This window comes from Treponema sp. HNW (assembly GCF_050320395.1).
In the GTDB taxonomy this organism is placed as follows: Bacteria; Spirochaetota; Spirochaetia; order Treponematales; family Treponemataceae; genus Treponema_C.
On sequence record NZ_CP144459.1, the window covers coordinates 2,585,922 to 2,603,645 of the forward strand.

Below are 17,724 nucleotides of genomic sequence, written 5' to 3' on the forward strand. Positions count from 1 at the left end.
TACTGTTTTACTCATACCGATGCTTGTTTTGATGGTTTTGATTATTGCTTGGCCGCTTATTCAAACCTTTATTATAAGTTTTACGGATGCCGATTTGTTGGGAGATGAAAGGCATGTTGTCGGCTTAAAAAACTTCATAAGTGCATTTTGTAGTGTAGACTTTTTGGCGTCGTTAAAAGTTTCCGGAACTTTTGCTTTGGTGAATGTTACGTTGGAAATACTGGTCGGTACACTGGTCGCTTTGCTGTTAAATCAGCCGCTCAAAGGTATAAAATTGGTTAGAAGTCTTTTGGTTCTTCCTTGGGCGGTACCGACTGTTGTCAACGCCATAATGTGGCGCCTTATTTACAATCCTGAATACGGCGCATTAAATTCTTTACTTTATCAACTTAGAATGATAAAAACGTATACGAGCTGGCTGGGAGATACAAACAGGGCATTACTTTGTATTATGTTTGCAGATCTTTGGAAAAATTTTTCTTTGGTGTCATTGATTGTGCTTGCATCGTTACAAACTTTATCGCATGATGAAACGGAAGCGGCTGTTATCGATGGCGCCAATACATGGCAACGGTTTACGGCGGTTACGTTGCCGCATATTATTCCTGCAATTCAAATTGCCCTGGTGTTGCGCATAATTGAAGCCGTCAAAGTTTTTGATATTATATATGTAATGACAAAAGGCGGACCTGCAAATAAAACAAGGTCTGCAAGCATTTTTATATATCAGAAAGCTTTTACGGAGGCAAAACTCGGCTTTGGGGCGGCCCTTGCTATAATTATGGTGTGTCTTATTATGATTTTTATCTTTGCTTATATGAGAATTATCCTTCCGAAACAATATACAAAAAATACTGCACGGGGCGATAAATGAAACAAAAACGTTTGATTATCATTTTGCAATATATAGCGATAATTGTATTGGTTGTGTATATTATTGCTCCGTTTCTTTGGTTAATACTTATGTCGATAAGTTCTTCTGCAGACTTAACTGAGAAGCCGTTGCGATGGATACCCGCAAAACCTACGGTAGATTCATTTAAAAGCCTTCTTGTTTTAGACAAAAACAGCCGAGGAGAAACTTTTTTGTTTGCATTGCGGAACAGTTTTCGTACTTCGATTTTTACTGTTTGTATTTCTCTTGTAGCTGCTATTCCTGCTTCTTGGGTGTTTTCCCGCTATCCGGGAAAAAAGAATTTTATTCTTCGTTGTGCAGTTTTTACCTTTATGCTACCACCAGTTGCATACGCACTGCCTCTGTATCGGCTTTTAAGTAATAACGGGATGCTTGATAAATCCTGGGCACTTTCTCTTGTATATTGCACAATTGTTTTGCCTTTTTGTGTCTGGCTTCTTAAAGATGCTGTTGATACCATTCCCTTTGCCCTTGAAGAAGCAGCGGTTTTAGACGGAGCGGGAATTTTTGTTCGTATATTTCAAGTTGTAATACCGTTACTACTTCCCTCTCTCGGAACAGTCGCATTATTGGCATTAATTATGGCGTGGGATGAGTATTTTTATGCTATGTTGTTTACAAATAGTAAGAATGCGCTTACTTTGCCCGTCGTAATATCAAACCTTGCAAGCGGCAGGCAGGCAAATTACAGTTTAATTGCAGCGGCAGGAGTTGTAACTTCTTTTCCGCCGGTTCTTATCGGTATGATTTTTCAAAGATCCCTTATTAAAGGACTTTCTGCTGGTGCTGTTAAAGAGTAGCGGTTTCGGCCGAAACCGCCAACAAAGAAATTCCGCGCTTGTTTACGGTACGCAGAAAAGAACCGCGGGAAAGAGGCGGCCCTAAAAGTCTTTGATACCCGCTTTTAAATATAACCGCTTTACGATTTTTATAAAATCAATATAATCATTATGGTGAATATGATGAATTTTTCTTATACGGGTTACACATCCTCTTTTGACGCGGCCGTCGTCGGTGCCGGGCATGCAGGCCTTGAAGCCGCCCTTGCTTTGGCGCGGCGCGGTTTCCAAACGATTATCATAACCCAGTCCATAGATGCAATATGCCGCCTTTCGTGCAATCCTTCTATCGGCGGTATTTCCAAAGGGAACATCGTTAAAGAAATAGACGCACTCGGCGGCGAAATGGCACACCTTATCGATAAAAGCATGATTCAATACCGGCTTTTAAACCGCAGCAAGGGGCCTGCCGTGCAAGCGCCGCGCTCTCAAGCCGACAAACAGCTCTACGCTTCTTTAGCCCGCCGCCTTTTGGAAAGCGAACCGAATCTCTACCTGTTGCAGGATACGGTAACCGCTTTGGAAACGGTTGACGTTTCCCCCAACCGCCGAAAACTTACCGGCCTTGTTACGCAGCGCGGAAGGCATATTCCCGTGCGCACGGCCGTTCTTACCACCGGAACTTTTTTAGGCGGCAAAATCTTTATCGGCGATTACGATGAGCCTTGCGGCCGCTTGGGAGAAACGGGCGCCTTCGGCCTTACCGAATCCCTTGTGTCTTTGGGCTTTAGCGTCGGACGCTTAAAAACGGGAACGCCCCCGCGCCTTTTGCGCTCTTCAATCGATTTTTCGCGCTTGGAAATTCAGCACGGCGACGATGAAGTTTTGCCCTTTTCTTTCGATACCGAAAAAATAGAGCGCCCCATGGTTCCCTGCTATCTTGCGTATACGAATGAAAAAACGCACGCTATGATCCGCGAAAACATAGGCCTTTCGCCCCTGTACAGCGGAAAAATAAACGGCATAGGACCGCGCTATTGTCCGTCCATAGAGGATAAGGTTATGCGCTTTGCCGACCGGCAGCGCCACCAGCTTTTTGTCGAACCCGAAGGACTCGACACCGACGAAATGTATTTAAACGGCCTTTCTTCGTCGCTTCCCGAATCGGTGCAGGATGCTTATTTACGGACAATTGCCGGCTTTGAGCATGCCGTCATGACGCGCCCCGGCTACGCGGTTGAATATGACTTTATAGACCCCACCCAATTAAGTGCAGGCCTTGAAACAAAGCGCGTCGCAGGCCTTTTTACCGCAGGACAGATAAACGGAACTTCCGGCTACGAAGAGGCGGCGGGACAGGGGCTTATCGCCGGAATCAACGCGGGAAGCTATGCGGCCGCACACAAAAAGCTCTGCGGCGAAAAAGTTGAAGGACATGCCGACCGCCTTCACGATATACCCGAATACGAAAGCCTTGTTTTACGCCGCGATGAAGCATACATCGGCGTTCTTATCGACGACTTGGTAACCTTGGGCACAAAGGAGCCTTACCGCATGTTTACCGCGCGCGCCGAATACCGCTTAAAACTGCGCCACGATACGGCGGACGAGCGCTTAACCGAAAAGGGTTTTAAAGCCGGTCTTAAAAGCGAAGCGCAAATGCAGCGGGTGCGCGACAAAGTGCGTATGCGCAACGAAATTTTAGCCTATTTGGAAAACAATCCCGCATCCGCCGCAAAAGAAGAGCCTGAAAACGGCTTTGACAAAACGGCGTGGAAAAATGCGTGCATAGATTATAAGTACAAGTACTATATCGAAAAACAGGACAGGCGCGTCGAAAAAATGCACCGCATGGAAGGCGCCCTCATTCCCGCCGATTTCGATTACGCTTCGATTCCCGCCCTCTCTGCGGAAACGCGCCAAAAACTTGAAACCGTCCGCCCGCGCACACTCGGACAAGCCGCCCGCATTTCCGGCATCCGCAATTCGGACATTATGCTTTTAATGGTGTATGTGAAGTAGCGATGAGCTCGAATGAGAACGATTCCAATAATTCAAACTTTTACGCACAGACAACGCGGACGTTTTTCTTTTCCAAGTCCGCTTTTAATTCCGGAGGGATTCCGTCATCGGTAATAACCGTATGCACTTCTTTTGCCGAAAACAGGCGGGCAACACTGCGCGCTCCGAATTTTGACGAATCGGAAAGAACAAAGATTTTATCGGCATTTTTACTGATTGTTTTAACCGTTCCCGCCCGTGTGTGGTTTTCCTGAGAAAAACCGTGTTCGGCCGTATAGCCGTCAATACCCGTAAACAATTTATCCACATGATATTCTTTTGCGCACATTTCCGTTATCGAACCGACCATAACCTGTGCATCATTTTGATAATCTCCGCCCAATAAAACGGTTTTTGCACTGGGAATGTGCCGTATGTAGCCGGCTATAAAAGCCGAATTGGTGATGATGGTAATGTCCTTTGCCGCCGTTGCTATCTCCATCGCCAACAAGGCACAGGTGCTTCCCGATTCAATCATAACGGTTTCGCCGGGAGTTAAAAAGGACAAGGCTTTTTTTGCAATTTTTTGCTTTATTTCATATGCATAAGACAGCCGCGAATTTATATCGTCATGAGAAACCCGCAGTGCATAACCGTGAAAGCGGCGCAAAAGCCCCTTGTCTTCCAATATTTGCAAGTCTTTCCGTATAGTAACGGTAGAAACTTTGATGCGGTCGGCTATTTGCTTTACATTCAATTTATCATGTTCGTTTAATAAATTTACGATTGTCAACTGCCGCTGTATGATATCCGTTCCCATAATGCTTTATTCTATAGAATAGGCTTACTCCTTGTCAACCGAGTATTTTTCAAAAGACGGCAGCAATACTTATTGAACATCTTTGAACGGCAATAAAACAAGTTTTATTCGAAAGATAAATAATTATAAAAAAAACTTGACAGATAGATAAACACGTGTTAGCATATAGTATCAAAGCCATTTTTCTTTTATTTGAATACAAAAAGCTTTTATTCGAAAACTTACAAATATTTGAGGAACAATAATGCATACCGCCGTTTTAAAGATGAATCGTATTTCCAAAGCCTTTCCCGGAGTCCAAGCATTGGAAGCCGTCGATTTTGAGCTGTACAAGGGAGAAGTACATGCTCTGATGGGAGAAAACGGAGCCGGAAAATCGACATTAATGAAAATCTTAAACGGCATGCATAAAGCCGACAGCGGCTCGATAGAAATTAACGGCAAAACGGTACAGCCGCAAAATTCTCATGCCGCCTTAAAGCTGGGAGTATCAATGATTCATCAAGAATTGAGTCCCATTCCCGATATGACGGTTGCCGAGAATATCTTTTTGGGGCACTTACCCGGCAAAATCTTTGTGCATAAAAAAAAGCTGAACGAACAAACAAAGGCGCTTTTTGAAAAATTGTCTTTACCCGTTATTCCGCCGCATTTGCGTATGAACACGCTGAGTATCGCGCAAATCCAAATGGTGGAAATCGTAAAAGCCATTTCATATAACTCTCAAATCATAGTTATGGACGAGCCTACCTCGGCAATAGCGGATGCCGAAGTGGAAATGCTGTTCGATATAATCAAACGTTTAACCGCAAACGGCATTTCGATTATTTATATTTCGCATAAGATGGACGAGATATTCCGTATTTCGGACAGAATTTCCGTTATGCGCGACGGAAAAATGATAGGAACCGAAATAAGTACGCAATTGGATTCGTCCCGGCTCATCGGCATGATGGTCGGCCGCGATGTGTGTCATTTGTTTAAAAGAAATGCAAAACAAATCGGAGATGTAAAAATGTCCGTGCAGGGACTGTGTTCCGAAAATTGTTTTGAAGATGTTTCGTTTGAGCTTCATAAAGGAGAAATATTGGGCATTACGGGCTTAATCGGTTCAAAGCGGACCGAGCTTGTAGAATCGATTTTCGGCTTGCGGCCCGTAACTGCGGGAAAAATATTTATCGACGGTAACGAAGTACGCATAAAAAAGCCCTGCGATGCGATTAAAAAACGTATTGCATTGGTAACCGAAGACAGAAAGCGGCAAGGACTGTTTTTGGACAAGTCCGTAACATTCAATACGTCGATTGCGAATCTTATTAATATGTTTTTCGGCCCCTTTATCAATAAAAAAATCGAAAAAAAGGAATGCGAAGCCGTTTTAAAAAAGCTGTGTGTAAAAGCGTCCGGCTTTACAATTCCCGTTTCATCCTTATCGGGCGGTAACCAGCAAAAGGTCGTATTGGCAAAGTGGCTTTCCACAGTTCCCGAAATACTGATACTTGACGAACCGACGCGCGGTATCGACGTTAAAGCAAAACAGGAAATATACGTGCTTATAGACAGTCTGGCAAACGCGGGTAAGGCCGTTATCGTTATATCGTCCGAAATGCCGGAAATTCTTGCTTTAAGCGACCGCATTCTTGTAATGAACAGCGGTAAGGTCCGCGGAATTTTGGAAGGCGACAATATCAATAAAGAAGAAATACTTGCGCACGCACTTATGTTTTAACCTAATAAAAGAAGCGGCCTAAAACGACGGTAAGGCCGCTTTACATATTTTAATGCGGTTTTTATGGAGGATGAATGAAAAAAACGGTAACTTTAGCGGATTTAAAAAAAGGATTTTCCGCTTACAGTTTGTACTTATTGCTTTTTGTACTTATGGTGGCGGTTTCTATTGCCAACAACAATTTTTTATCCGTACAAAATATAAAAAATATTTTTCAGCAAATCTCGATAAACGGTATTCTTGCAGTGGGTATGACCTTTGTCATCATAACCGGCGGAATAGATTTATCGGTCGGTTCTTTATTGGGATTTTCGGGTGTAATCGCCGCAAGTTTGGTCAGCGGCGGCGGCAATCCCTTATGGGCGGTATTGGCCGGCATTACAGCCGGTCTTATATTCGGCTTTATAAACGGTTTATTGATTTCGTATGCCAAGATAGTACCGTTTATCGTTACCCTCGGAATGCTGTCGATTGCCCGCGGAATAACAAACGTATACACGCGCGGCAGCCCCATCATAAAGCTGGATAAGCGTTTTACGGCTATAGGACAGTCTTCTTTTTTAGGCTTGGGCATTCCGATATGGATTTTTATCGGCATGCTTATAGTCGGCTTTATTATTTTACATACGACAAAACTGGGCCGCTATACGCTTGCAGTAGGCGGAAATGAAGATGCCGCCAAAACATCGGGTATCAACACAGCCGGAATAAAGCTGTTTGCCTATACCTTTACCGGTTTTTGCTGCGGTTTGGCCGGTATTTTAATGACGGCAAAAACAAATGCGGGCGCCCCCAATGCCGGTACCGGATACGAACTTGACGCGATAGCGGCCGCCATCATCGGAGGAACTTCCCCGTCCGGAGGAAAAGGCACTATATTCGGAACTCTGCTGGGCGTATTGATTTTCGGTATTATCCAAAACGGTTTGGATATTTTGAATGTATCGTCTTATATACAACAGGTTGTAAAGGGTTTGATTATCATCGGCGCAGTATGGGCGGATAAAGCAAACCGCAGCGCAAGATAGGCTAAAACGGTAAATCCTGATTTTTGCCGTTTACATAAAACATAAAAATCAAAGCAAGGAGGATTTTTTATGAAAAAATTGGGAATTCTTTTGATTGCGGCGGCACTTATGCTGCCTTTAGCAGCCGGAGGAAAAGGAGAAAGTGCGGAAGGAACGTACAAAGTCGGAATTTCAATGTTTAACTTAACGTCGGAATATTTAACGTCGTTAAAAACACACATGGAAAAATACGTTGCCGAAAATCCGGATTACTCTTCCGTAAAATTGGTGTTTTTGGATGCACAGTCCGACCCCGTTAAACAAAACAGTCAAGTGGATAACCTGATAACGCAAAAAGTAAACAGCATTATTATGATTCCCTTTGACCGCGAACAACAGGTTCCCGCAGTTGAAGCCGCGGCAAAAGCCGGCGTTCCGCTTATTGAATTATGCGCTTCAACCGTTTCGGATAAAAAACGTTCATATGTCGGATCCGACGATATTCAATCCGGCCTTATGCTTGCACAGGAAATGTTCAAAAATGTAAAACCGAATGCCAAAATAATCGTTTTACACGGACCGACGGGACAAAACGCACAGGTTATGCGTTTTGCCGGATTAAAAGAAGTTATGAAAAAATTCCCCGAAGCAAAAATAGTTGCGGAAAAGGTTTGTGATTGGGACCGTTCGCGCGCCTTGGATGCCATTCAAAATATTATTCAATCGGGTATGGAATTCGATGCCGTTTTTGCGGAAAACGATGAAATGGCTATGGGAGCATTGCTTGCATGCGAAGGAGCCGGTGTAAAAGGTAAATTTATCGGCGGCGTCGATGCAATTCCCGATGCATTATTAGCCGTTGAAGCCGGACGTTTGAATTGTACCGTTTTCCAAAATTCCGTTGCACAAGCCCGCACCGCAGTTGACGTTGCGGTAAAAGCGGCAAAGGGAGAATCCATAAACAAACTGTACGACATTCCCTATGAATTGGTAACAAAATCGAATATTGCAAACTATAAATAAAACGGTATCGCATTAAATACGCGAAAAAAAGGCTGTCCGAAAACTGAAGTTTTCGACAGCCTTTTTTATATCAATATTATGTTATATAACCTGCTCGGTGCGTTCGATTATGTCGTCTTGAGTCGCCTTTGACAACACATTGAAAAAGGCCGAATAGCCGGCAACCCGGACTATAAGATCACGATGCTTTTCCGGATGTTTTTGTGCGTCCAAAAGCGTATCGCGGGACACGACATTGTATTGAACATGGAATCCCTTTAATCGGTTGAAAAAGGTTCTGATTAAAGCTGCCAATTTTACCTTATCTTCATCCTTTTGTAAAATTTGCGGCGTTACTTTTTGATTCAGCAATACACCGCCGGTAATTTTTGCCGTCGGAAGTTTCGAAACCGATTTAAATACGGAGGTCGGGCCGTGCGTATCCATTGCATGAGTCGGCGAGCAGCCTTCAGCCAGCGGAGTTCCCGCATTGCGTCCGTCGGGAGTTGCCAAAGTACCGATTCCCTGTCCCACATTTGCCGATATGGAAGAGGTTCCCGCATAGCGCAAACCTCCTATCGGGCCTCTGCCGAAACGGGTGTTCGGATATTTTTCCACTTCATCAATATAGCTTTGGTATGCATCGACAACCAAAGAATCCACATAATCGTTATCGTTACCGTATTTGGGGGCTTGTGTAAGTAAAATCTGCTGAATTTTTTTACCCTTTTCACTGGCAAAGTCGCTCATCAAAGCTTCCCATAAATCGTCGCGGCTGATAAGCTTGTCTTCATACACACACTTTTTTATTGCGGCGAGCGAATCGGCAAGATTGGCAATACCGACTTGTAAACCGCTGATAAAGTCGTATACGGCGCCGCCTTCTTTTAAGGTTTTACCCCGTCCGATACAATCGTCGCATAAGGCCGAGCACAAAACGTCCGGTACGTCGGTTTCAAGAACGCTGTCGCAGGCATTTTCAATAATGACGCTGTGTCTGGTAAAGTCGCGGATAACCGTATCCCATGCTTTTTGCAAATCGGAAAAAGAGTTCATATCTTTAAAGTGTCCGCAGCTCTTTGTAAGGCGTGTGCCGCTTTTGGGATCCACGCCGTCATTCATCACAATGAGTAAAGATTTTGGAAAGTTTAAAAAGCTCATACCGGTACAGCGGTATCCCCATTTACCGGGCACGGCCACTTCCACGCAGCCGATAGCGCTGTAATTATATGCGTCTTCTTCTTTAATACCGCGTTCCAAAAATGAAGGAATAATAATTTCATCATTATTGAAGGCCGGCATACCGAAGCCCAATTTTAATACTTCCACACATTCTTTCATAAACCTGTCATCCAAACCGGCATGATATCTGACCGTAAGGTTCGGCTGGGGAAGATGTGTTTGCGCAACCGAACGGAGAATAAGATAGGTAAGCGGATTTACCGCATCTTTTTTATCGGTTGTTTGTCCGCCGACGGTAACGTTTTGATACAGGGGGCTGCCGGCACTGTATTGGGTGTGCGACCAGCTGCGAATCTTATTGATTGTGAAGGTTTTAATCCACAAGTTGGTAAGCAATTCGCAGGCGCTTTCTTGCGTTATTGTACCGTTTTGAATATCGCGATTGTAATATTCAAATACATATTGGTCCATTCTGCCGTATGACAAAGAATGTCCGTTTGATTCTATTTGCAAAACCAAATGAACAAGCCAAAGCGATTGCAGCGCTTCATGAAAAGTGTCGGCCTTATGTTCGGGAACTTTTTGCAAAATGCGGCTCATTTCTCTCAGTTCCGCACAGCGCTTGGGATTTGTCTTTTCCAGTTTATCGGCGGTTTCGTCGGCAAGAGATGCATACCGATGCGCAAAAGCAACGGTGGAATCAATTAAAATAATAACCGCTTCATAAAAATAATATTTTTTTAAGTTATTATAATCCGTCAGATCCAGTTTTGCCATTTCCTGTTCGGTTTGTTTTTTAAAATCAGCCAAGCCGTTTTGCAGTAAACGTTTATAATTTACCGCAATATGGGCATCGCCTGAGGTTATGTTTCCTTCCGCTTTAATAATACCCAAGTCGTAAAACACCTTGCTGGCGGGGGGAATTGCCGCAAGACCCCGTTCTTTTGTCGTATTATGTTCCCAAAACGGCGCTATGGAACGAAGTTCTTCTTTTGTTTTTTCCGAAATAAAAAATACATCACCCGGACGTTTTTCAAATTCATCCAATTCATTGATAACCCAATCCATTGCGTATTCGGGAAAAATCGGGGCCGCTCTGTTTTGTGAAGCTTGGTTCCCCGCAAGCAGAGTATCGTCTTCTATATAGATACTCATATTTTCCAAAATATTTTTCATCATATATGCACGTTTTAAAACAACCGGCATATCCTGATGGGCTTTATAACTTTCCGTAGTTAAAAGCGCCCGCTGTGCACAAACACAGGGAGAAGCGGACAAAACTTCTTCTCTAAAATGTTTCATTCTTTCGGTCAACTCTCCGAAGTACATACTCATACCGGACCTCCTGTTATTTACAAAGCCGGCCGGCCGTCAAAAACGCAAGCGCTTTCAAGACTGCCGCCGCACCGTTTCACATTTAGAAAATCTCTAAAAATCCGACCGGGTTTTAGAGATGATTCAATATAATAATTCCCGTGCGCCGATAATACCGGCGTCCCGGGCACACAGAGCTGTTTTAAAATACACGGGATATTCATTGTCATTGTACATATCGAATAATTCCCTCACGCGTTTAAATAATTTATCTCCCATGCATAAAAGACCGCCGGAAAAAACGAAGCAATTTATATTCAGCGTAACATACAGGTTATACAGCCAAATTGCCATGTATTGCGCCATTTGCTCAACCGCCTGCTTTGCAATGACGTCGTTTTGTTCCCATGCTTCACAAATGTGAACGGTACTTATCGCCGCATCTTTTGCGGCAAGGGAGCTTATAAGTGTTTTTTCTCCCGCGGCTATTCTTTGTTCCACATGTTTAACAATCATACTGCCGGAACACCAAGACATAAGACAGCCTTTGTTGCCGCAGCCGCAGAGAATACCCGTATCCGGCGAGGTAAGCATGTGTCCGCTTTCTCCCGCCCAGCCGTAAGAACCGCGAAAAAGCCGTTTATTGATAATAATACCGGATGAAATGCCCGTACTGACCGGGCAAAAAAGCATGTGGTCAAAGCCTTTACCGGCGCCGTGCCTCAATTCCGCAAGGGCTCCGGTATGTGCATCGTTATCTATGACGATACGGACAGGTTTATCAAAACAGTCTGCAAAATAGTCACGTGCGGGGAAATTTTTTATCTTGGTTAAATTGCTTGTTTTTACGATAAAACCTTTTTCAAAAAGAACAAAGGAGGGAACTCCTATGCCGATGCCGTCTATGTCGTCAAGTTCCGCTTTTTTTACCGCAAGCAGGTTTTTACATTGTTCTGCAACGTTCCGGAAAAACACTTCCGGTTCGGCTTCTTTATCCGACGGATACTGCATACGCTCAAGCAAAACACCGTTTGCACCAAACAAACCGATTGCGGTTTTTGTGCCGCCTATATCAATTCCGATACTGTATGCCCGCTTCATAGTTCCCCCTTTTGCAGCAGCATGTTTTTTTCTCTCATATATACTATAACACAAAATATTTATTTATGCAAGTAAAATGTTTTCAAATGAAAGTATATGCTTTTCAAAAGTTTGATTTTGTGATATAATTACCGTATGGAAAATCCGAAGGCACTTATTTTTAACGTACAAAAATTCAGTATTCACGACGGGCCGGGAATACGGACGGTTGTTTTTTTTAAAGGCTGTCCCCTTTCATGCAAATGGTGTTCAAACCCCGAATCGCAATCGGCAAGCATGCAAATATTACAACCGCTGACAAAAGACGGCAAAGAACAGGTTTGCGGAACATATCGGGATATCGATTCGGTAATGGCTGAGATTTTGCAGGACAAAGATTTTTACGAAGAATCCGGCGGGGGAGTAACTTTGTCGGGCGGAGAAGCGCTTGTACAAATCGATTTTGTGCAAGCCCTGCTTTGTGAATGCAAAAAAAACGCTTTACACACGGCAGTCGAAACAAGCGGTTTTATCGCTTCCGAATATTTCAAGCGGATTATCGATTTGACGGATTTATTTTTATTCGATATTAAACACTATGACTCTCAAAAACATGTACGGGGAACGGGCGTTACCAACGATATTATTGTCGAGAATTTACGCATGCTGATTAAAGCCGAAAAAAATGTATTGGTCCGTGTTCCCGTTATTCCGCACTTTAACGATTCTCTCGATGACGCCGAAGCCTTTGCCCGTTTTTTTATCGCAAACGGCATACGGGAAATTCAGTTATTGCCTTTCCACCAATTCGGTCAAAATAAATACCGGCAATTAGGCTTACCGTATGAGTTTGACGGATACAAATCTCTTCATCCGGAAGATTTGCAGGAATACAAGGATGTTTTGACAAAGGCTTCCTTAAAGGTTATTTTATAGGGCACTTCTAAACCCGCGGTTCTTTTCGGCGCACGGTAAAAAAGCGGGGGATTTCTTTATTTGCGGTTTCCGCACGCTGTTTATAGATATTGTATAGGGCTTCCTGTGCGCGTACGGCACTTTCTCCGGAACGGGGCTTTTTAAGAATCCATGTACCGTCGGTATTCAATTCATGGGCATGGGTATTGTCCGAAAAATATAACTGTAAAGTATCCTTTAATTCCTGAAATAAATCCTCCTGCGTTACGGGGAACATAAGTTCAACGCGGCGGTCCAAATTGCGGCTCATCCAATCGGCACTGGAAAGATACACTTCTTCGGCGCCTCCGTTTTGAAAATATAACAAACGCGTATGCTCCAAAAAGCGGTCGACAATGCTTATAACCTTGATGTTTTCACTTTGCCGCCGTATACCCGGAACAAGGGTACAAATACCGCGGACATTCAGCATAATGCGCACCCCCGCCCTGTTTGCTTCATACAAGGCTTTAATAATATCCGAATCGGCCAGACTGTTCATTTTTGCCATAATGAGACCGGGTGTTTCGGGCGTGGAGTGCAGTTTTTCCCGTTCAATCATGTATAAAAGACGGGACTTTAAATTAATCGGGGCCATATAGAGGCGGCGCATGGTTTGAATTGCCGAGTATCCGGAAAGCATATTAAAAAAGACCGATGCATCGTTTGCAATTTCCCTGTTTGACGTAAACAACGAGATATCCGAATACAGACGGGCGGTTTTTTCATTATAGTTGCCGGTTGCCATGTGCACGTAACGAATAATTCCCTCGTTTTCCCGCCGCACGACAAGCAGCATCTTCGCATGGACTTTTAAATTGACAATTCCGTGTACGACTATAACGCCGTAATGCATTAACTGCTGTGCCCAGGAAATATTGCGCCTTTCGTCAAAGCGCGCCTTCAATTCGACAAAAACCGTTACCTGTTTTCCTTTACGGGCAGCCCTTTCAAGCATCTTTATAACCGGAGAATCTCCGCTTGTACGATACAAGGTCATTTTGATTGCCAAAACACCGGGATCGTCGGCGGCATCGCTTATAAAACGCAAAACAGGATCATAGCTTTCATAGGGAACATGTAAAAGCATATCGCGTTTTTTTAAAACATCCCACATAGCCTCGCTGCGTACCAAATCCTTAGGATAAAAATGTTTCCATGCAGGATAACGCAGCTTTGAAAATCCGTGCATATCGGCGAGCCTGCTTAAAAAAGATAAATCGATTATTTTTCCGGCCGTATAGACATCGTCTTCGGTCAAACCCGTTTTTTCAACCAGCATACGCGTAATTTCGGGGCTGTCACCCGTGCAAGTCAACCTGATCGGACGCGATGCGCGGCGGGCTTCAAGAATTTCTTCCATCGCTTCCATAAAATCTTCATGTCTGTCTTCATCAACGGTAAAGGCCGCATCGCATACCGCTTTAAACACAAGGCTTTGCTCCACCGAATAGCCTTCAAACAGCCGTGTACCGAACGCTATGATAATATCGTCCAAAAGCGTAAAACGCTGCCTCTTACCCTCGGATGGAAGGCGCACAATACGCTCAAGCGAAGGAGGAATCTGTACAAAGGCGAGCGGCTTTTCTTCGGCCGGAGGACAAAAATCGGGATGAATATCTTTTTTATCGATAATCGGCTTTAATAAAAAAGCCGCATACAAACGCAGGTTGGCAATATACGGAAGTTCGGCAGTGCTATCGTCTTCACTGCAAATATAAGATTTAATCGGCGTTAAAAGCGAAAAGATTTCCTCCTGAAAAAAATTTCCGGCAAAACTCCGTTCCGCTTCCGTAAAATCTTCGGGCGGAACATAGGTTAAGCCTTTTTTTTCCAAAAGGGGAAAAAGCTGATTACGCACCATCATGTGCTGTTCCAAAAATATCTTATGTACCCGATCCGATATACGGCTCAGCTGTTCGCGGGCGGTTAGTCCGGAATTGTCGGTTTCGTTCGGATTCATTTGCGCCTGATGTTTTAAACCCGCAACCCGTACCATAAAAAATTCGTCAAAATTCGACGATACAATGGCAAGAAATTTCAAGCGTTCAAGCAGCGGATTTTCTTTTCGGCTTGCTTCCGTTAAAACGCGCGCGTTGAATTCAATCCACGATAATTCTCTGTTAAAAAAAAGCGACTTTGTTTTTTTCATAATCGGTCCTGACCCCGGGGAATCGTCATATTATAAACTTAATTCATCTGTTTGTCATCGGATTTGACGGTTCTTGCGTATTTCGGATAAAACCGATAAAATCATGTGACGGACCGGCTGTCGTATACGTACGGCAAAGCGGCGTTTTAACTTGTAATAAGGACGTATCTATGGCTCTTAACTGCGGTATTGTAGGATTACCGAACGTCGGTAAATCGACTATTTTTTCAGCGCTTACTTCCGCGCCCGCCGAAGCGGCGAACTACCCCTTTTGTACGATAAACCCCAATGTGGGCATCGTCGACTTACCGGACGAACGCCTGGACTTTTTATATGAAAAATTCTCTTCAAAGCGCCGCGTTCCGGCATCGGTTGAATTCGTCGATATAGCCGGCTTGGTAAAGGGCGCATCAAAGGGAGAGGGTTTGGGAAACCAGTTTTTGGGTCACATCCGCGAGGTCGGTATTATCGCCCATGTTGTACGCTGTTTCGACAACGGCGACATCATCCACGTAAACAATAAAATAGACCCCGCCGACGATATTGAAACAATCAATATGGAGCTTGCCTTTGCCGATTTGGACAGCGTTGAAAAGCGCATCGAAAAGGCAAACCGCGCGATGCGTGTTATGGGAAAGGATGAGCAAAAAAAAGCTTCTCTCATTTTGTCCGCCCTTGATAAGATTAAACCCCTGCTCGAAAACGGAAAAAGCGCGCGCTTTGCCGAACTTACCGACGAAGAAAAAAACGCCGTGTACGATTTACATTTGATTACGATGAAACCCCAGCTTTACGTTTGCAATGTGGATGAAGAGGGCATAAAAAACGGCAATCAATATATTGAAGCGGTCAAAAAAATCGCCGCCGCCGAAAAATATCCGGACGGAAGCTCCTCCGATGTTGTCGTTATTTGCGGTAAATTCGAAGCGGAACTTGCCGGTCTTGAAAGCGAAGAAGAACGAAAAGAGTTTTTAAGCGAACTGGGCTTAAAAGAGTCGGGCTTGAGCGTTTTGGCACGGACGGCATACCGCCTTTTGGGACTGAGAACCTTTTTAACGGCCGGCGAAGATGAGTGCCGCGCATGGACTATCCGTGCAGGAGATACGGCTCCGCAAGCGGCGGGCGTTATTCACACCGACTTTGAAAAAGGCTTTATCAAGGCCGAAACCTATTCGTTCGAAGATTTTAAAACCTACGGCTCGGAGGCCGCGATAAAGGCGGCGGGAAAATACCGGGTTGAAGGCCGCGACTATGTAGTCCAAGACGGAGACGTTATTTTCTTTAAATTCAACGTAACAAAATAGAAAAAGCCGTAAAATGCGGCCGAAAAATCTCCGATACGGACCGCTAAAAAGCTGCCGGAGGCTTTTTACCGCGATTTTTTTCAAATTTTCCCCAAAAAAGTCTCTTTTTTTCCGCATCCGCCCCTATATATATCATAGGAGCTGTGTATGAAAAACAAAGGCTTTTTATTCCGCTTGCTGCCGCTGTTCGCCGCCTGTCTTATCCTGCTTTGTACCTGCAACGGAAACGGCGGCGGAAAAACCGTACGCATTATAAGCTGGAACCTGCAAACCTTTTTCGACGCGCAAACGGCCGGAACCGAATATGCGGACTTTAAGGGGGCAAAAAGCCCGTGGAACCGCGAAAAATACGAGGCGCGGTTGGACAAATTGGCCGCCTTTATAAAAGAAAATCCTGCGGATATCTATGTGTTTCAGGAAACGGAAAACGAAGCCGTTTTGCAGGATATAGCAAACCGCTGTGCGGGAACGGCCTTTTTGCCGCAAAAACCCCTCTATGTCTGCTTTGCAGGCGAAACGGGCAGCGCCTTGGGAATAGGCGTTTTATCGCGCCTGCCGATGGAAAATGTAAAAATACACCGAACGGATATTCGAGCTGTCCGCGGTAACGGCATAAAAAACGGCTCCGATATTCTGCCCGTTTTACAGCCGCCCCTCCGTCCCCTCCTCGAGCTGGGTCTTCAGTCGGGAAAAAAAACCTTCACCCTCTTTGCCTGTCATTGGAAGTCGAAAAGCGGCGGAGAACAAGCAAGCGATATGTGGCGCTCCGTGCAGGAAAAGGTACTTGCCGAACGCATCGATTTTTTAAACAGGGAAACGGAAAAAATGCCGGTTATCGCCTGCGGCGATTTTAATCGTGCGTTGGAAGAATTCAATCGGCGGACGGAAGGGCAGAGCCTGTGTTTTTCGGCAGGCGAAAAAGCGGTTGAACTTTTTTCCGCATGGATTGAGTTTTCCGATACAAGAGAACCGGACAGCCGATTACAAAAGAAGGTGCATACGGATTTATCACGAGGCTCATATTATTTTAAAGGAAAATGGGAAAAAATAGACCACTTTTTTTACAACGGTTTTGTAAACGCGGTCCGCTTTTATGCGATGAGTACCGGAGCGTATACGGACGACAAGGGAATCCCCAAGCGGTATAATCCGCACACAGGCTCCGGCTATTCGGATCACTTACCGCTTCTTTTTGAATTTTCCATTCAGTGAAGAAACGGCAAAGCCGGCTTTTTATTCAACTTTTGTAAAACTGTCTTTGCCTACTCCGCAAAGGGGGCAAACCCAATCATCGGGGATATCTTCAAATGCCGTACCGGGAGCAATTCCGCTGTCGGGATCGCCTACTGCCGGATCGTATTCGTAACCGCATACGGTACATACATATTTTGCCATAATGTTCTCCTTCCAATCGGTTTATGGGATTTATAAAATCCCGTCAATTCTGTCTTCGCATATAATACCCGATAAACGTTTTTCTGTCG

14 protein-coding genes are annotated in these 17,724 nt (G+C 44.5%); 9 read left to right on the forward strand and 5 right to left on the reverse strand.

The features are described 5' to 3' along the window. Positions 1–94: 94 nt before the first annotated feature. The 3 genes from V1L52_RS12215 (at position 95) to mnmG (ending at position 3,717) form a co-directional block, all read left to right on the forward strand. Complete coding sequence (locus V1L52_RS12215) at positions 95–874, forward strand: carbohydrate ABC transporter permease (protein ID WP_428770065.1); 780 nt, start codon at positions 95–97, stop codon at positions 872–874. Further along, entirely contained in the window at positions 871–1,716 is an 846-nt protein-coding gene (locus V1L52_RS12220) for a carbohydrate ABC transporter permease (protein ID WP_428770066.1), read from the forward strand. Before V1L52_RS12215 ends, V1L52_RS12220 begins: the two co-directional genes overlap by 4 nt. A gap of 150 nt (positions 1,717–1,866) precedes the next feature. Beyond that, positions 1,867–3,717: a tRNA uridine-5-carboxymethylaminomethyl(34) synthesis enzyme MnmG gene (mnmG, locus tag V1L52_RS12225; RefSeq protein ID WP_428770067.1), complete on the forward strand. Its 1,851-nt coding sequence runs from the start codon at positions 1,867–1,869 to the stop codon at positions 3,715–3,717. A gap of 40 nt (positions 3,718–3,757) precedes the next feature. Here the strand turns inward: mnmG and V1L52_RS12230 are convergent, their stop codons facing one another. Next, positions 3,758–4,516 carry a DeoR/GlpR family DNA-binding transcription regulator gene (locus V1L52_RS12230; protein ID WP_428770068.1) on the reverse strand — a complete coding sequence of 253 codons (759 nt, stop codon included), beginning with the start codon at positions 4,514–4,516 and terminating at the stop codon, positions 3,758–3,760. Positions 4,517–4,760: 244 nt separating this feature from the next. Between V1L52_RS12230 and V1L52_RS12235 the strand changes: the two genes are divergently transcribed. The 3 genes from V1L52_RS12235 to V1L52_RS12245 all read left to right on the forward strand — a co-directional run bounded on the left by V1L52_RS12235 (position 4,761) and on the right by V1L52_RS12245 (position 8,275). After that, positions 4,761–6,245, forward strand: coding sequence for a sugar ABC transporter ATP-binding protein (locus V1L52_RS12235; RefSeq protein ID WP_428770069.1), 1,485 nt, complete (start codon positions 4,761–4,763; stop codon positions 6,243–6,245). Positions 6,246–6,319: 74 nt separating this feature from the next. Further along, complete coding sequence (locus tag V1L52_RS12240; protein ID WP_428770070.1) at positions 6,320–7,273, forward strand: ABC transporter permease; 954 nt, start codon at positions 6,320–6,322, stop codon at positions 7,271–7,273. A 69-nt stretch (positions 7,274–7,342) separates the two neighbouring features. Continuing rightward, positions 7,343–8,275, forward strand: coding sequence for a sugar ABC transporter substrate-binding protein (locus V1L52_RS12245; protein ID WP_428770071.1), 933 nt, complete (start codon positions 7,343–7,345; stop codon positions 8,273–8,275). An 81-nt stretch (positions 8,276–8,356) separates the two neighbouring features. On the opposite strand, the gene V1L52_RS12250 is transcribed toward V1L52_RS12245, so the two are convergent. Beyond that, positions 8,357–10,771: a glycyl radical protein gene (locus tag V1L52_RS12250; protein ID WP_428770072.1), complete on the reverse strand. Its 2,415-nt coding sequence runs from the start codon at positions 10,769–10,771 to the stop codon at positions 8,357–8,359. A 123-nt stretch (positions 10,772–10,894) separates the two neighbouring features. Next, positions 10,895–11,851: an ROK family protein gene (locus V1L52_RS12255; protein ID WP_428770073.1), complete on the reverse strand. Its 957-nt coding sequence runs from the start codon at positions 11,849–11,851 to the stop codon at positions 10,895–10,897. 135 nt (positions 11,852–11,986) lie between these two features. On the opposite strand from V1L52_RS12255, the gene V1L52_RS12260 reads away from it, so the two are divergent. After that, positions 11,987–12,766 (forward strand): glycyl-radical enzyme activating protein, encoded by a 780-nt coding sequence (locus V1L52_RS12260; RefSeq protein ID WP_428770074.1) that lies wholly within the window; start codon positions 11,987–11,989, stop codon positions 12,764–12,766. A gap of 7 nt (positions 12,767–12,773) precedes the next feature. On the opposite strand, the gene ppk1 is transcribed toward V1L52_RS12260, so the two are convergent. After that, the gene (ppk1, locus tag V1L52_RS12265) at positions 12,774–14,936 is read right to left on the reverse strand and encodes a polyphosphate kinase 1 (RefSeq protein WP_428770075.1); all 2,163 of its coding nucleotides are present in this window, start codon (positions 14,934–14,936) and stop codon (positions 12,774–12,776) included. 170 nt (positions 14,937–15,106) lie between these two features. Between ppk1 and ychF the strand changes: the two genes are divergently transcribed. Then, positions 15,107–16,240, forward strand: coding sequence for a redox-regulated ATPase YchF (ychF, locus tag V1L52_RS12270; RefSeq protein ID WP_428770076.1), 1,134 nt, complete (start codon positions 15,107–15,109; stop codon positions 16,238–16,240). Between the two features lie 147 nt (positions 16,241–16,387). After that, positions 16,388–17,452 (forward strand): endonuclease/exonuclease/phosphatase family protein, encoded by a 1,065-nt coding sequence (locus V1L52_RS12275; RefSeq protein WP_428770077.1) that lies wholly within the window; start codon positions 16,388–16,390, stop codon positions 17,450–17,452. A gap of 21 nt (positions 17,453–17,473) precedes the next feature. On the opposite strand, the gene rd is transcribed toward V1L52_RS12275, so the two are convergent. Beyond that, positions 17,474–17,635 carry a rubredoxin gene (rd, locus tag V1L52_RS12280; RefSeq protein WP_428770078.1) on the reverse strand — a complete coding sequence of 54 codons (162 nt, stop codon included), beginning with the start codon at positions 17,633–17,635 and terminating at the stop codon, positions 17,474–17,476. Between the last annotated feature and the right edge of the window lie 89 nt (positions 17,636–17,724).

Coding starts and splice junctions, on each gene's coding strand:
- V1L52_RS12245 (WP_428770071.1), top strand. CDS start 7,343: ATGAAAAAATTGGGAATTCTTTTGATTGCGGCGGCACTTATGCTGCCT.
- V1L52_RS12250 (WP_428770072.1), bottom strand. CDS start 10,771: ATGAGTATGTACTTCGGAGAGTTGACCGAAAGAATGAAACATTTTAGA.
- V1L52_RS12255 (WP_428770073.1), bottom strand. CDS start 11,851: ATGAAGCGGGCATACAGTATCGGAATTGATATAGGCGGCACAAAAACC.
- mnmG (WP_428770067.1), top strand. CDS start 1,867: ATGGTGAATATGATGAATTTTTCTTATACGGGTTACACATCCTCTTTT.
- V1L52_RS12240 (WP_428770070.1), top strand. CDS start 6,320: ATGAAAAAAACGGTAACTTTAGCGGATTTAAAAAAAGGATTTTCCGCT.
- V1L52_RS12230 (WP_428770068.1), bottom strand. CDS start 4,516: ATGGGAACGGATATCATACAGCGGCAGTTGACAATCGTAAATTTATTA.
- V1L52_RS12260 (WP_428770074.1), top strand. CDS start 11,987: ATGGAAAATCCGAAGGCACTTATTTTTAACGTACAAAAATTCAGTATT.
- rd (WP_428770078.1), bottom strand. CDS start 17,635: ATGGCAAAATATGTATGTACCGTATGCGGTTACGAATACGATCCGGCA.
- ppk1 (WP_428770075.1), bottom strand. CDS start 14,936: ATGAAAAAAACAAAGTCGCTTTTTTTTAACAGAGAATTATCGTGGATT.
- V1L52_RS12235 (WP_428770069.1), top strand. CDS start 4,761: ATGCATACCGCCGTTTTAAAGATGAATCGTATTTCCAAAGCCTTTCCC.
- V1L52_RS12220 (WP_428770066.1), top strand. CDS start 871: ATGAAACAAAAACGTTTGATTATCATTTTGCAATATATAGCGATAATT.
- V1L52_RS12275 (WP_428770077.1), top strand. CDS start 16,388: ATGAAAAACAAAGGCTTTTTATTCCGCTTGCTGCCGCTGTTCGCCGCC.
- ychF (WP_428770076.1), top strand. CDS start 15,107: ATGGCTCTTAACTGCGGTATTGTAGGATTACCGAACGTCGGTAAATCG.